Genomic DNA, 13,890 nt, shown 5'->3' on the forward strand with positions numbered 1-13,890 from the left:
TCCTTCCGGTTACCTCCCGCACAAAGGGGACGATCGAGTGAGACGGTCTTGCCGTCGACGTTGGACCAGAGCGGAAAGAGCGCACGAGATGCATTGCCAATCTGCCACCTTGCGGGGGAGATGTCCCGTCGGGGAACAAAGGGGTGCTGCCACAAGCGGATACCGGCCATCATATCACCCCATCTTTCCCTGATTGAGTATCCCCGCCGGATCGAATTTCTCCTTTACCCGCGCCGACAGCTGCGCGACGGCCTGGGGTTGCGGCTGGAACGCCGATAAGGTGGCGCGCGCCGCGTCAGTTGCCCGGATCAGCGTGGCGTGGCCGCCGCCCAGCGCCTTGATGAAACGGCCGATGAGCTGCGACTCCGGATCGGCCTCCATCCGCATCCAGACCAGGCCGCCTTGCCAATCGTAGAACGCATCGACGCCGGCTTCGAGGCGGAGGGCGGCGACGAGCTGGTGGCCGATGGTCGGAGCGACGGAGATGCGCCAGACCGGGCGAACCGTTCCATCGACATAAGGAAGCACATCACATATTTCGCGCCAGAGCTGGCGGCTGGCGGGCTCGCCCAATCTCGCGACCGTGCCGAAGGCCGACATCGCCGACGCCAGCTTTTCAGCACGCGCTTCGACGGAGCCAGGCAAACCTTCGATCCTGAGAGCGGTCGTCTCGCCCTCCGGCAGCTTGCCGCCGAGGAATTTCCAGGCGACGGTCAAGGGAAGGTGGGCTGCACCTGAGACCTCGACCGGCTGTGCCATCGCCGCGGCCATCGCAGCGGCTGCTTCCGCATCATTGAGGCCGGATACGACGATCGTCTCTTCCGTTTTCGGCCGGGGCGGCACGCGGAAGGTGACTTCCGTCAAAAAGCCAAGCGTGCCGTGCGAACCGGCGAGAAGCTTGACGAGATCGAGGCCGGTGACATTTTTCATCACCCGCCCACCCGCCTTGACGATCTCGCCTCTGCCGTTGACGAAGCGGATGCCGAGCAGGCTGTCGCGTGCCGCGCCTGCTACGAAGCGGCGAGGACCGGAGACGTTGGCGGCAAAGACGCCGCCGATGGTCGGCTCGCCGGACGTGCCCATGACCGGGCGGTGGTCCATCGGCTCGAACGCCAGCATCTGGCCGTTTTCCGCAAGCGCCGCCTCGACCTCTGCAAGCGGTGTTCCGGCGCGTGCGGTCATGACCATCTCGCCGGGATTGTACGAGACGATGCCGGTCAGACCGGTCGAACGCAACCGGTCCTTCGTCGCCACAGCATTGCCGAAGCCCGAGCGGGTATTGCCGCCACATATGGCAAGCGCCCAACCCGCGGCCGCGTGTTCACGAATAATCGAGGCTGCGGCCTCTTCCGTCTCCGGCAGAAAATCGGTCATACGGCGGCGCGCCCATCAAGCGGGAAGACCTTGGACGGATTGAGCAGCCAGCCCGGATCGAAGGCAGATCGCACCGCCATCTGCTGAGCGAGATCGACGTCGGAAAATTGATGTCGCATCAGGTCTCGCTTCTCGATACCGACGCCATGTTCGCCGGTGAGACAGCCGCCGGCATCGACGCAGAGCTTCAGGATGTCGTTGCCGGCGGCCTCGGCTCGCGCTGCGTCCTCCGGATCGTTCGCATTGAAAAGGATCAACGGGTGCATGTTGCCGTCGCCGGCGTGAAAGACGTTCGCGACGCGCAGGCCGTAGCGATCGACGATCTCCGACGTCTTTTTCAGCACATAGGAAAGCTGGCTGAGCGGCACCGTCCCGTCCATGCAGATATAGTCCGCAATCCGCCCCGTGGCCCCGAATGCGGATTTGCGACCTTTCCATATCTGTGCCGCCTCCGTCGCCGACTGGCTCTCGCGAATGGATCTTACGCCATGACGGCGGGCGATCTCGACGATGTTTTTCAGGATGCCGTCCATCTCCGTCTCGGAGCCTTCGACCTCGACGATCAGCAGCGCACCGGCATCGAGCGGGTATCCCGCATGGGCAAAGGCCTCGCATATCTCGATCGCCGGCTTATCCATGAACTCGATCGCCACGGGAATGATGCCCGCCGCGATGATATCGGCGACGCAGGAGCCGGCTTCCTCGGAACTGTCGAAGCCGAAGAGCACGGGCCGCGCACCCTCGGGCTTTGCGATCAGGCGGACCGTCGCTTCGGTGACGATGCCGAGCTGTCCCTCGTGGCCGCAGACCAGACCCAGCAAGTCGTAACCTCCCGAATCCAGCGCCTTGCCGCCGAGCTCGATCACCGTTCCATCCGTCAGCACCATCTTCACGCCGAGCAGATTGTTGGTCGTGACGCCGTATTTCAGGCAGTGCGCACCGCCGGAATTCATGCCTATATTGCCGCCGATGGTGCATGCCAGCTGCGAGCTGGGATCGGGTGCGTAGAAGAAACCATCCGCGGAAACGGATTCGGAGATATTGAGGTTCGTGACGCCCGCCTGGACGACGGCTGCCCGGTTTTGATAATCGATTTCCAGAATGCGGTTCATCTTCGAAAGGCCGATTACGACCGCATCCTCCTGCGGGATGGCGCCGCCTGAGAGCGACGTGCCCGCCCCGCGCGGTACGATCGGAATGCCGTAGCGATAACAATATTTCATCACGGCTGCGACTTCGACGGTGGTGCGTGGCAATGCGACGGCAAGCGGCACCCGGCGATAGGCAACGAAGGCATCTGTTTCGAAGGGCACGAGTTCTCGCGCCTCGTGAATGAGACATTCGGGCGGCAGCAAGTCGACGAGATCGCCGACGATCTGGCGGCGGCGGGCCAGCACATCGGCGCGCGGAGCGAGAAACGAGATGGCGTCGGACATGGCGCGCTTCCTTCGGACGAATGGCGGCGAGACCGGAGCGTCACTCCACGACAACCGGTTCTTTGGCTTAGCACTTTCCCGAAACTGGCGCAAATGCTAGGCATTTATGCCAAAAGGGAAAAAGTCTAAAGCCAATATGACAAATCTGGGTGATCTCGAGATATTTGCCAAGGTCGTTTCGACCGGCAGCATGTCGCTTGCCGGGCGCGTGCTCGGCTTTTCGCCGGCCGTCGTTTCCAAGCGCATCAAACGGCTGGAAGACAGGCTTGGAACACGTCTCTTGCAACGCACGACCCGCCAGATTTCGCTGACCGAGGCCGGTCAGGGTTTCTACGATCGCGTGCTCGGCATTCTCGCCGGGCTGGAGGAAGCGGAACATTACATCTCCGGCCGCTCGGCGCTGATGCACGGCACGCTAAAGATCTCGGCACCCACTTCGTTCGGCCGCATGCATATCGCGCCGCATCTCAAGGCGTTCATGGACGCACACCCGGAGCTTGCGATCAACCTCGTGCTGACGGATGAACTAAGCGATATCGTCGGCGGCGGCTTCGACCTGGCAATCCGCATTGCCGAGCTCACCGATTCCAGCCTCGTCGCTCGAAGGCTCGCGCCGGTCCGGCGCCTGCTCTGTGCCGCCCCTTCCTATCTCAACATGCATGGGATGCCGCAAAGCATCGACGACCTGAAGAACCATCGCTGCCTGCCGGCGCACAACAACGACCTATGGCGGCTTGAAGGACCGGACGGCGCGATGAGCCTGCGGCCGGAGGGCATGCTCGTCACCAATTCCAGCGAGGTGATCCGCGAGACGGTGATCGCGGGGCTCGGCATCGCGCTGCGTTCCACCTGGGATATCGGTGATGAACTCAAGAGCGGCAATCTCGTGCAGGTACTGCCGGCCTATGAGGGCTCCCGCAACCTGGCGCTTTCTGCAATATACCCGAGCCGGCAGTTTTTACCGGCCAAGGTTCGCCTGTTCATCGACTATCTCGCCGACCTGTATGGCCCGGTTCCCTACTGGGAACTTTAGGCAAAGCACGAGAGTTGAGCAACGGAAGACGCACGGTCACCATATCTTGAAAGAATCCGGAGGAACAAATGTACCCGGCATTGAATGAGAGACCGGTCGGCAGCATATTGAACACCTGTGCAAGGACGGAATCAGAACACGATCTGACGGAATTCCGAAGCGCAACGGCAACGAATTTCCTTATTCGAAGTTGTAGATCATGTCCTATACCGTCGAATGGCGCATGGACCGTGCAAGCTTTCCATGCGAAACTTATATTAGTGATTCCTGAGGCAGACTTTAAAAGGTGACCCGACAATTGACGATTCTAGCCCGACTGGCTTCTGATGTGCAGCTGATGTTCCGTCGCCCGCCGCGACTGCAATATGCTGCCCTCTGCTACCGGGTGAGGAAAAAGACCAGTGAGGTCGAGGTTCTCTTGATGACGAGCCGCGATACGGGCCGCTGGGTCATTCCAAAGGGCTGGCCGATGAACGGCAAGCGCTCCTTTGAAGTTGCGGCCCGTGAGGCCCATGAGGAAGCGGGCGCGCGTGGCGTTGTCGAAGACGAGCCGCTCGGCTCCTACACCTATCCGAAGATGCTGAAGGACGGACTGAAAGTAACCTGCAAGGTTCAGGTCTATGTGCTTGAGGTCACCGATGTCGCCAAGAACTTCAAGGAAAAGGGCGAACGTAGGATCGAGTGGGTATCCTGCGACGAGGCGGTCAAGCGCGTCAACGAGCCGGAGCTGCGCGATCTCTTCCTGCTCTTCAAGCGAAGGATGAGCGAGCGGCCTCAGGCAAGCTTGCCCAGGCAGATTCCAGCGGAATGATTCCTGCCTTCTTGCGCTACTAGGATAATGGGGCGCTAAAGCAGGATTTGCCCCAAGGAACAGCATGCCCAGCCGAACTCCCGTTCTTACGAAGCGAACGCTCGACAAGGACCTCGACAAAATCAGCCATGCCGAGGACGCGGCGAAGTTCGTCGCGCGCAAGCTGGTCGCCCCGGGCCTCGGCCTGATCTTCCTCGGTCTGGCCATGCTTTTTGCAGGCGTCTACGTCTTCGACCGGCAGGGCGCCGTTCTCGTCATCGCTGCTGCTGCGCTTGCTGCCTACATGGCCATGAACATCGGCGCGAACGACGTGACGAACAATGTCGGCGCCGCCGTCGGTGCGCGTGCCATGACGATGACACAGGCTCTCGTCATCGCGGCAGCCTTCGAGGTTCTTGGAGCAACGATTGCCGGCGGCGCGGTGGTCAAGACGATCTCGTCGAGCATCATCGATGCCGTACAGGTTCCCGAAGGCCTGCTTGCCTGGATCATGATGGCCGCGCTGATGGCCGCAGCGCTCTGGATCAATCTTGCGACCTGGCTGAACGCGCCCGTCTCGACGACACATGCCATCGTCGGCGCGGTGATCGGTGCCGGAATTGCCGCTGTCGGACCGGACCCCGTCAACTGGCGCGTCATGGTCGAGATTACCTCAAGCTGGATGACATCGCCGCTGATCGGCGGTGTGATCGCCGCTGGGCTGCTCTACCTCGTCAAGACCTTGATCATCTACCGTGACGACAAGATCGCGGCAGCACGGCGCTGGGTTCCGGCGCTGATTGCCATGATGACCGGCGGTTTTGCGGCTTATATGATCTTGCAGCTTACGCCCGCCGGGCGATTTTCGTCACCGACAATCCTTGCATTCGGATTATCTGCCGGCCTCGTTGCCTGGGCAGCGTCAATGCCGATCGTCGCGCGGCAATCGCAAGGCCTCGAAAACCGCAACAGTTCGCTGCGCATTCTCTTCAAGTTCCCGCTGATTGGCTCTGCAGCGCTGCTCTCCTTCGCACACGGCGCCAACGATGTTTCGAACGCCATCGGCCCGCTTTCGGCGATCGTGCGTTCGACATCGGGCCTTTCATCCGGCGGTGACGCACCGCCGCTTTGGGTGATGCTGATCGGTGCCCTCGGTATTTCCGTCGGTCTGCTGCTATTTGGCCCGCGCCTCATCCACCTTGTCGGCGAGCAGATCACCAAACTCAATCCGATGCGGGCCTATTGTGTCGCACTCTCGACGGCCTTCACCGTCATCGTCGCGTCCTGGTTCGGGCTGCCAGTCAGCACGACGCACATCGCCGTTGGAGCCGTCTTCGGCGTCGGTTTCTTCCGCGAATGGTATACGCGCAATTCCAAGCGCCGCATCGAATATTTGCGCAGCAAGGCCGAGGCCTGGGCGATCGACGAACCGGAAGATCCGAACGTTCATGAGGCGCGCCGCCGCTATCTTGTGCGGCGCTCGCATTTCATGACCATCATTGCCGCCTGGATCATTACCGTGCCTGTGTCGGCGGCGCTTGCGGCGTTGCTCTATTGGGTTATGTTCGCCCTCTTCGTTTGATCGGGATTGTTTGAGATGCGCGCCAATTTCCGCATGCAGCGGCTTTTCGTCGATGCCTCCTTGTCGCCGGGCGCCGCGGTGGAGGCCAGTTCCGACCAGTACAACTATCTCGCCAATGTGCTGCGCATGACGGACGGCGCCGAGATCCTCGTATTCAACGGCCGAGACGGAGAATGGAAGGCGAGCCTTTCCTTTCCGACCCGCAAGCGCATTGTGCTGACGCCAACCGAGCAGACCCGGCCGCAGCCGGCCCCATCCGACTTGCATTATCTTTTTGCGCCGCTGAAGGTCGGCCGCCTGGACTACCTCGTGCAGAAGGCGGTCGAGATGGGCGCCGGCGTGCTGCAGCCGGTCATGACGCAACATGTGCAGGGCAAGATCACCAATCTCGATAAACTGAGGGCCAATGCTGTCGAGGCGGCAGAGCAATGCGGCATCCTCGCCATCCCGGAAGTTGCCGAGCCGGTGAAGCTCTTCGATCTACTCGACAACTGGCCGCAAGAGCGGCGGATCATATTTTGCGACGAGGGCGATGCAGGACAAAACCCCCTGCCACTGCTTTCGAGGATCGAGGAAAAGCAGCTTGCGCTTCTCGTCGGGCCGGAGGGCGGCTTTTCCGAGGAGGAGCGCGCGCGGCTGAGCGGCCTCGATTTCGTCACGGCCATTCCGCTCGGGCCGCGTATCCTGCGCGCCGACACGGCTGCGGTTGCGGCCATGGCGGTGATTCAGGCGGCGGTCGGCGACTGGAATTAACCTTCAAATCAGGCTCCGTTGAGACAGCCTGCTATTTTTTTGATGCGTCGTTGAAAGAATTTCACTTGCAACATACGTGAGACCGGCACTAATCACCCTTCCAATTGCCTGGGGCTACCGGGCGTTCCCCAGAATACAGGTTACGTTGAATGGCTCGCGATACCACCGACCAGACACCGATTTCTTCGGTGCAGGAGCTGACCAATTACATTGCTGCGGGGAACAAGCCGAAGGAGCGCTTCCGCATCGGCACCGAGCATGAGAAGTTCGCCTTCTTCCGTGCGGACAACAACCCGGTTCCCTATGCCGGCGAAGCCAGCATCTCAGCCCTTCTGAAGGGCCTTCAGGCAAAGAACGGCTGGGATCCGATCATGGACGGCGAAAATATCATCGGCCTTGCCGAGCAGCGCGGTATGGGCGCAATCTCTATCGAGCCGGGCGGCCAATTCGAGCTTTCCGGCGCGCCGCTGGAAACGATCCACGAGACCTGCAGGGAATCCAATTCGCATCTCGCGACGCTGCGCGAAATCGCAGAGCCGATGGGCATCCGCTTCCTCGGCATCGGCGGCAGCCCGAAATGGACGCTCGCCGAGACGCCTCGCATGCCCAAATCCCGCTACGACATCATGACCCGCTACATGCCGAAGGTCGGCACCAAGGGCCTCGACATGATGTACCGCACCTGTACGATCCAGGTGAACCTCGACTTCTCCTCCGAAGCCGACATGCAGAAGAAGATGCGCGTGTCGATGAAACTTCAGTCGCTGGCAACCGCGCTTTTCGCGTCCTCGCCCTTCACCGAAGGTCAGCCGAATGGCATGCTTTCCTGGCGCGGCGACATCTGGCGCGACACGGACAACCGGCGCTCCGGCCTGCTCGATTTCACCTTCCGCGACGACTTCGGCTTCCAGCACTATATGGAATGGGCGCTCGACGTGCCGATGTACTTCATCGTCCGCGACGGCCACTATCATGACTGTACCCACGTCACCTTCCGCCAGTTCATGAACGGCGCGCTGAAAGGCGAGGTCGCCGCGTGGGAGCCGACGATGGGCGACTGGACGAACCATCTTTCGACACTCTTCCCCGACGTTCGCCTGAAGCGCTTCCTCGAGATGCGCGGTGCAGACGGCGGCCCGTGGCGCCGCATCTGTGCCCTGCCCGCCTTCTGGGTGGGCCTCCTATATGACGAAGCGGCGCTCGATGCGGCCGATCAGCTGACGAAGAACTGGACATTTGTCGAAGTCAGCGCGCTGCGCGATGCCGTTCCCACGGCCGGCCTCAAGGCCGAGTTTCGCGGCAACACCCTTTATGAAACCGCCCGCGAGGTCATCGCTATTTCAAAGGCGGGTCTGAAGTCGCGCAACCGGCTGAACAAGGAAGGCCAGGACGAGAGCATCTTCCTATCGCCGCTCGACGAGGTAATGGCGAAAAAAGCCACGCTCGCCGAGGACCTGCTGGCGCGTTACAACGGCCGCTGGCAGCACTCCGTCGAGCCGGTCTTCGAGGAATATCAGTACTGAACCCTTCGGCAAAAAGCCGTTTGCGCATTCCGATTTCCGTTTATAGTGGCGATTCACAAGCACTAGAAAGCGGGGGAGAACTGTCATGTTGCCACTCTTCGACATGATGATGCAGGCGCAGAATGGCGCGGCGATGGACGCCATCTCCAAGCAGTTCAACCTTGCCCAGGAACAGGCGACCAAGGCGATGGCGGCGCTGATGCCCGCCTTTTCCGCCGGGCTGAAGCGCAGCACGAGCAATCCCTATGACTTCATGGGCCTGATGCAGGCGGTCGCATCCGGCAACTATGCCAAATATTTCGAGGACATGACGAAAGCCTTCACCCCGGAGGGCATCTCCGACGGCAACAATATCCTCGGCCAGCTTTTTGGCTCTAAGGAGGTTTCGCGCGCCGTCGCCGCACAAGCTGCGCAGATGACCGGCATCGGCCAGGAGATCTACAAGCAGATGCTGCCGGTGATGGCCGATACGCTGATGGGCGGACTCTTCAAGCAAGCGACCGGGCAGATGGCCTCGCCCGTCAACCCATTCGTCAATACCGCGATGGGCGAGACGATCCAGAAATGGCTGGAAAGCACCGGTTTTGCGCCAAAGCCGAAAACGGCACCCGAGACGAGCATCTTCGACAATCCGTTCACGCAGGCGATGCAGGTGATGTTCAGCACGCCGCGGCCAGAATCCAAGAAGGCTCCGGCCAATCCGTTCCTCGACAATCCTTTCGCCAAGGCCTTTCAGGACATGATGGGGAGCCTCAATCAGCCGGTGGCGCAAAAGGCGCCGGAGCCTCCGAAGGAAGAGGCGAAGGAACAGGCAGAGAATTATCTGAAGATACTCAACACGATGTTCGACAGCGGGCTTGAGGTGCAGAGGGGCTATCAGAAAAGCATGGAAGCAATCTTCGAGACATATCTGCCTAAGACGGGCCAGCCGTCCTCCAAGACGTAAAAAAACCCGGAGACGGCTTGGGAAAGCCGGTCACCGGGTCAAGCGGCAGGGCTATTGGCTATCACCCTGCGGGGAAAACTGGCCGCTCCTAATCGATGTAGGAACGGAATATCGCGAGGCGCCAGCGGCGGCGCGCCGAGTTCGTCAGATGTGCCGACGGATCCTCGAAGAAGGTCGACGTCAACAGGGCGGCGGTAACGTCGGCCCGCGTCAGGCCGATATCCCGCAACTGATTGTCGTCGAGGTCATTCAGGCCGTTGATCGCTCTGCGATTGCGGAATGCGCGAAAGAGAGCCGTAAGCGGCGCAAGGGTTCCGCCGAGACGCTGGGAAAACGTCGCGGGCTGCTTGGCACAGTCGAGTTCTACTGTCTGGTCAATCATGCGCATCGAACTCTCCTTTCTTTCGGGCGCAACAGCCCACCCCTCCCGCGAGGTCGAGCGGGAAGGCGGGCTGAAACCTGGGCAGGACAGCAGGGTGTCTGTCCGTCACTTTGCTTGATTTGCATCCCGAAGATGCCAAAGACCTATTGATCAGTCCAACGAATGTTTCTAATGGTTATTATCAGCAATCGTTATAGGTGAGCCCATGTCCGCGCCTCTTGATATTGACCAGTTGCAGACTTTCATCGCCATTATAGATTCCGGCAGCTTCACCAAGGCGGCCGATCGCGTCTACAAGACGCAATCCGCCGTCTCGATGCAGATGCGCCGCCTCGAGGAGCGGATCGGCAAGCAGCTCTTCATCAAAGATGGCCGTGGCAACCGGCTGACGGTGGAGGGCGAGAAGCTTCTGAATTACGCCCGCCGTATCATCCGCCTCAACAACGAGGCAATCGCCGCTTTCGACGACAACCGCCTCGAAGGCATGCTGCGCATCGGCACGCCGGACGACTACGCCGACCGCTACATGCCGGAGATCATCGGCCGTTTCGCCAAGACCCATCCGAATGTGGAGCTTTACATCGTGTGCGAGCCTTCGGTGGATTTGGCAGAACGCATGCACAAGGGCGAGCTCGACATCGCTCTGGTGACGCATAACCCACGGGAACGCATGTCCGACGTCGTCAGAACCGAGCCGCTCTGCTGGGTCGGCTCCGCAAACCACCCGATCCGTGACGACGCTCCTGTGCCGCTTGCTGTCGGACGCCGCGATTGCCAGTGGCGGCAACTTGCCTGTTCGGCGCTCGATGCCGTGGGCCGCGAGCATCAGATCCTCTTCACAAGTTGGTCATGCACGGTAGTTGCCGCTGCCGTGCTTGCCGGCATGGCAGTTTCGGTTATGCCGGAATCGGCATTGCGGACAGGCATGAAGGTTCTGAGCCAGGCTGACGGCTTCCCCGCCCTGCCGCCGGTGCAGATCGGCATCATGAAGCGTCCGGGGGTCTCAATCTCGCTGATGAATGCGATCACGGCGCATATCACCGCCTGCCTCGACAACATCACGCCTGCGGTGGTCGACGACAATCTGGAACCGGATGTGAAGACGGCCTATGCGCGGCAGTATCCGCGCCTGAAGGCTGCCAACATGGTGCCGAGCTGGTAGACTTCAGGCCGCTTCGGCGAAAAGCGAAGCGCGGATGACGTGCTTCCATTCGTCCAGCATCCTTTTTGCTAGCTTTTCTTCGCTCTTGACCGCAAGGCGGATCGACGCGCCGATCAGATGGCTGAAAAGGTAAGTGCGCGCTTGCATATCGACTTCCGGCATCTCCGGGGCGATGCGCTTTATCGCCTCGAGGAAAATTTCGGCCACGCGATTGCTGTGCTGGATGTTGAGCTGCAAGAGATCCTGATCGGTCTCCGTTCCCATCCAGACGGCGAGATAGGTGGCGTCGTTGCGGTATTCGTTATAGTACCAGTCGATCATCACCGAGATCAGATCCAGTGCTTCATCGAGGGACTGGACGTTGGAGAACATGACGGCCGTTTTCGACTGGACTGCGGCCGCATGCCGGTCGAAGAGCGCTTTGACGATCGCCGCCTTTTCGGGGAAGTATTGATAGACCGAGCCGATCGGCACCTTGGCGGCAGCGGCGAGCTCCGTCATGCGCATGGCGCTGACGCCCTTTTGCGCGATCAGCTCTGCGGCGGCGGCGAGGATCAGATCGAGTCTTTGGATGCTGCGTTCCTGCTTCGGCTTCCGGCGAAGGCCGATGCGATCCATACCCTGCGCGCTCATATCGTTCCCATGAATTATCGTTGAGCGGCGGAAGATGGCTCAAACCGGCGCATCTGAGCGATATGGCACGCAGGTATTCATGCGCCGTAAATCGAAAAGCTCGCATTTTAACTGACGCCAGAAGCATATGAAAATCGGGGTGATAAGCCCCGATTTGGTTGCCCAAAGCTGTGGATCAACTGTTCGGCAGCCGCCGGCTGGGCAAGGATCGTATCGAGCCATTAGCCGTGCTGTTTTTCAAAAGCAGCACGATCGCGGCGGTTGCACCCTGATCAGGCCAGGCTCTTTTTCAAGAACTCGACGGTGCGGCTCCAGGCAAGATCGGCCGCCTTCTTGTCGTAGCGCGCCGAGGACGTATCGTTGTTGAAGGCATGGTTGACGCCGTCGTAAACGAAGATCTGGAAGCTCTTGCCGTTTGCTTCCAGTTCCTTCTTGTAGGCGTCGATGCCGGCATTGATGCGGTCGTCGAGACCGGCATAGTGCAGCATCAGCGCCGCCTTGATGTTGGGCACGCCAGACTTCGGCTGCGCACCGTAATAGGCGACGCCTGCCTTCAGCTCCGGCGATTGCGTCGCGAAATTGTTGACGACCCCGCCACCCCAGCAAAAACCGATGGCGCCGACATTGCCATTGGCGGAAGGAAGCGTCTTCAGGTATTTGAGGCTCGCTTCGGCATTCGCGACAGTTGCGGCAGCCTCAAGCTTGCCGAACATTTCCCGCGCCTGATCCTCATTCTCCGGCGTACCGCCGAGCGGCGAGAGGAAATCCGGCGCCAGCGCCACGAAGCCTTCCAGCGCCATGCGGCGGGCGACGTCGCGAATATGCGGGTTGAGGCCGCGATTTTCGTGAATGACGATAACGCTGCCTAGCTTTCCAGATGCCTCCTTTGGTTCGACCAGATAGCCCTTCATCTCGCCGCTGCCGCCGGGATAAGTGACATCCTGCGCCTTCAGCCGCTCGTCGTTGGCCGGGACCATTTCCGCACTCGCCTTGTTTGCTGCAAGCATCGGTGCGATGACGGCGGCAGCACCCGCCGATCCTGCAAGCTTCGTCAGCTTGTCCATGAAGCTGCGGCGGTCGAGCGTCAGATGCGTGTATTCGTCATAGGCGTTGATCATCGCCTGCGTGATTTCCGGCTTGTCCATGTGAACCTCCTCATTTCCTCGCTGAGCCAAAGCCCGAGGAGAGAAGATAGGCCAGCCTACGATAACGCAGGAACAAAACTGCGTTACCCGCTGAAGGCCATCCAGCCGGCAAGCCACGCCCACATGGCACCAAGCACCACGTATCCGGCAGCAAAGAGCGGACTGCGGAAGCGCATGCGGTTGCTCGTCACGTGCACGAAAGCGTGGGCATACCGCAATGCCACGAAGATCCAGGCGAGCACGAGGGCGCCCAGATTGTCGGCCTCGGTAACGTAAAGAAGGATGCAGCAAACATAAAAGAGAACCGGCAGCTCGAACTGATTGGCGATGCTGTTCCTGACGAAAAGGCTTTCCGGCGGCTCGCTGCGGTTTTCGCGATAGTCCGAAAGCTTCACATCGCCGGCTTGCACCGCCTTGCGGCGGCGGACGCTGAGCAGCATGTAGAGGCCATAGACAAGCGCGACATGGGCAATAATGGGCCAGAACATTTCGTAGCCGGTCATGGTGTCCCCTCTGCGAGTTCTCTCATATTTTTCAAAGCAGTAGAGGAAAGTTCCGGCACTTTCCAGCCTATCGCCCGTTCACACTGCCGGGTGTCAGACGGATCAGGACGAAACGAAGGATGACGATTGCCGAGACGGCGAGTGCTGCGAATTTCAGCTTTGTCATCCAGGGCAGTAACGCGGCGGCGGATGCCGCGGCGCTGCTGTCACCGAAAGCAATCAGGCTGGAGAGATTCTCGGCATAATCGGCTAAGCAGTAGATGAATGGAAGAGCGTAGATCGCCCTGATGAAGGCTGGATGCATCGGTTTGCCGAAATAGCTGCCGCCCGGCTGGAGCTTTAGAACAATCGTGAAGAGAAGCATCGTCACCAGCGCCGGCAGGACGAGCTCCGGCCCAAGATACATGCTCCGCAGCAGCGCACGCGCGACATCGTTTTCGCTCAGCACATTCTGCATGGCGGTAACCGTGGGCTGACCATAGCCGGTCAAATAGGTGTCGAGCACCGTTTCGCCGGTTTCATGCCGGAATGGCAGGACGAAGCCGAAGGTCGTCCATGCCAACGCTGCGAGGCAGAGAATGGCAAGCAGCCCGATCATCCAGGAGGGTATCCGGCTGCCCGCAGTCAC

Annotated in this window: 14 protein-coding genes; 7 read left to right on the top strand and 7 right to left on the bottom strand. The window is 60.4% G+C overall.

The genetic code is table 11. The annotated features are described in order from the left end of the window. Positions 1 to 174: 174 nt before the first annotated feature. Together BLP23_RS03330 and BLP23_RS03335 are read right to left on the bottom strand one after the other, a co-directional pair. Positions 175 to 1,374, bottom strand: coding sequence for an FAD-binding protein (locus BLP23_RS03330; RefSeq protein ID WP_092583528.1), 1,200 nt, complete (start codon positions 1,372 to 1,374; stop codon positions 175 to 177). Beyond that, on the bottom strand, positions 1,371 to 2,810 hold the full coding sequence (locus BLP23_RS03335) for an FAD-linked oxidase C-terminal domain-containing protein (RefSeq protein ID WP_092583529.1): 1,440 nt from the start codon (positions 2,808 to 2,810) through the stop codon (positions 1,371 to 1,373). Before BLP23_RS03335 ends, BLP23_RS03330 begins: the two co-directional genes overlap by 4 nt. A 136-nt stretch (positions 2,811 to 2,946) precedes the next feature. On the opposite strand from BLP23_RS03335, the gene BLP23_RS03340 reads away from it, so the two are divergent. The 6 genes from BLP23_RS03340 (at position 2,947) to BLP23_RS03365 (ending at position 9,437) form a co-directional block, all read left to right on the top strand. Further along, positions 2,947 to 3,843, top strand: coding sequence for a LysR family transcriptional regulator (locus tag BLP23_RS03340; protein ID WP_092583530.1), 897 nt, complete (start codon positions 2,947 to 2,949; stop codon positions 3,841 to 3,843). Positions 3,844 to 4,141: 298 nt separating this feature from the next. Then, entirely contained in the window at positions 4,142 to 4,654 is a 513-nt protein-coding gene (locus BLP23_RS03345; protein WP_092583531.1) for an NUDIX hydrolase, read from the top strand. A gap of 64 nt (positions 4,655 to 4,718) precedes the next feature. Continuing rightward, on the top strand, positions 4,719 to 6,215 hold the full coding sequence (locus BLP23_RS03350; protein ID WP_092583532.1) for an inorganic phosphate transporter: 1,497 nt from the start codon (positions 4,719 to 4,721) through the stop codon (positions 6,213 to 6,215). Positions 6,216 to 6,230: 15 nt separating this feature from the next. Next, entirely contained in the window at positions 6,231 to 6,968 is a 738-nt protein-coding gene (locus tag BLP23_RS03355) for a 16S rRNA (uracil(1498)-N(3))-methyltransferase (RefSeq protein ID WP_092583533.1), read from the top strand. A 149-nt stretch (positions 6,969 to 7,117) separates the two neighbouring features. Beyond that, complete coding sequence (locus BLP23_RS03360) at positions 7,118 to 8,491, top strand: glutamate--cysteine ligase (protein WP_092583534.1); 1,374 nt, start codon at positions 7,118 to 7,120, stop codon at positions 8,489 to 8,491. A gap of 85 nt (positions 8,492 to 8,576) precedes the next feature. Beyond that, the gene (locus BLP23_RS03365) at positions 8,577 to 9,437 is read left to right on the top strand and encodes a DUF937 domain-containing protein (protein ID WP_092583535.1); all 861 of its coding nucleotides are present in this window, start codon (positions 8,577 to 8,579) and stop codon (positions 9,435 to 9,437) included. A gap of 88 nt (positions 9,438 to 9,525) precedes the next feature. Here BLP23_RS03365 and BLP23_RS03370 read toward each other — a convergent pair whose 3' ends face one another. Then, positions 9,526 to 9,825, bottom strand: a complete 300-nt coding sequence (locus BLP23_RS03370) for a DUF1127 domain-containing protein (RefSeq protein ID WP_092583536.1) — start codon at positions 9,823 to 9,825, stop codon at positions 9,526 to 9,528. Positions 9,826 to 10,024: 199 nt separating this feature from the next. Between BLP23_RS03370 and BLP23_RS03375 the strand changes: the two genes are divergently transcribed. Next, positions 10,025 to 10,981 (top strand): LysR substrate-binding domain-containing protein, encoded by a 957-nt coding sequence (locus BLP23_RS03375; RefSeq protein ID WP_022717281.1) that lies wholly within the window; start codon positions 10,025 to 10,027, stop codon positions 10,979 to 10,981. A 3-nt stretch (positions 10,982 to 10,984) separates the two neighbouring features. On the opposite strand, the gene BLP23_RS03380 is transcribed toward BLP23_RS03375, so the two are convergent. From BLP23_RS03380 to BLP23_RS03395, 4 genes are all read right to left on the bottom strand, one after another. After that, entirely contained in the window at positions 10,985 to 11,614 is a 630-nt protein-coding gene (locus BLP23_RS03380) for a TetR family transcriptional regulator (protein ID WP_092583537.1), read from the bottom strand. A 272-nt stretch (positions 11,615 to 11,886) separates the two neighbouring features. After that, positions 11,887 to 12,759 (bottom strand): dienelactone hydrolase family protein, encoded by an 873-nt coding sequence (locus BLP23_RS03385; protein WP_092583538.1) that lies wholly within the window; start codon positions 12,757 to 12,759, stop codon positions 11,887 to 11,889. An 83-nt stretch (positions 12,760 to 12,842) separates the two neighbouring features. Then, positions 12,843 to 13,262 carry an MAPEG family protein gene (locus BLP23_RS03390; protein ID WP_092583539.1) on the bottom strand — a complete coding sequence of 140 codons (420 nt, stop codon included), beginning with the start codon at positions 13,260 to 13,262 and terminating at the stop codon, positions 12,843 to 12,845. Positions 13,263 to 13,329: 67 nt separating this feature from the next. Continuing rightward, a complete protein-coding gene (locus BLP23_RS03395) occupies positions 13,330 to 13,890 on the bottom strand; it encodes a hypothetical protein (protein WP_092583540.1) in 561 nt (186 codons plus the stop codon).

Source organism: Rhizobium mongolense subsp. loessense, from assembly GCF_900099775.1.
In the GTDB taxonomy this organism is placed as follows: domain Bacteria; phylum Pseudomonadota; class Alphaproteobacteria; order Rhizobiales; family Rhizobiaceae; genus Rhizobium; species Rhizobium loessense.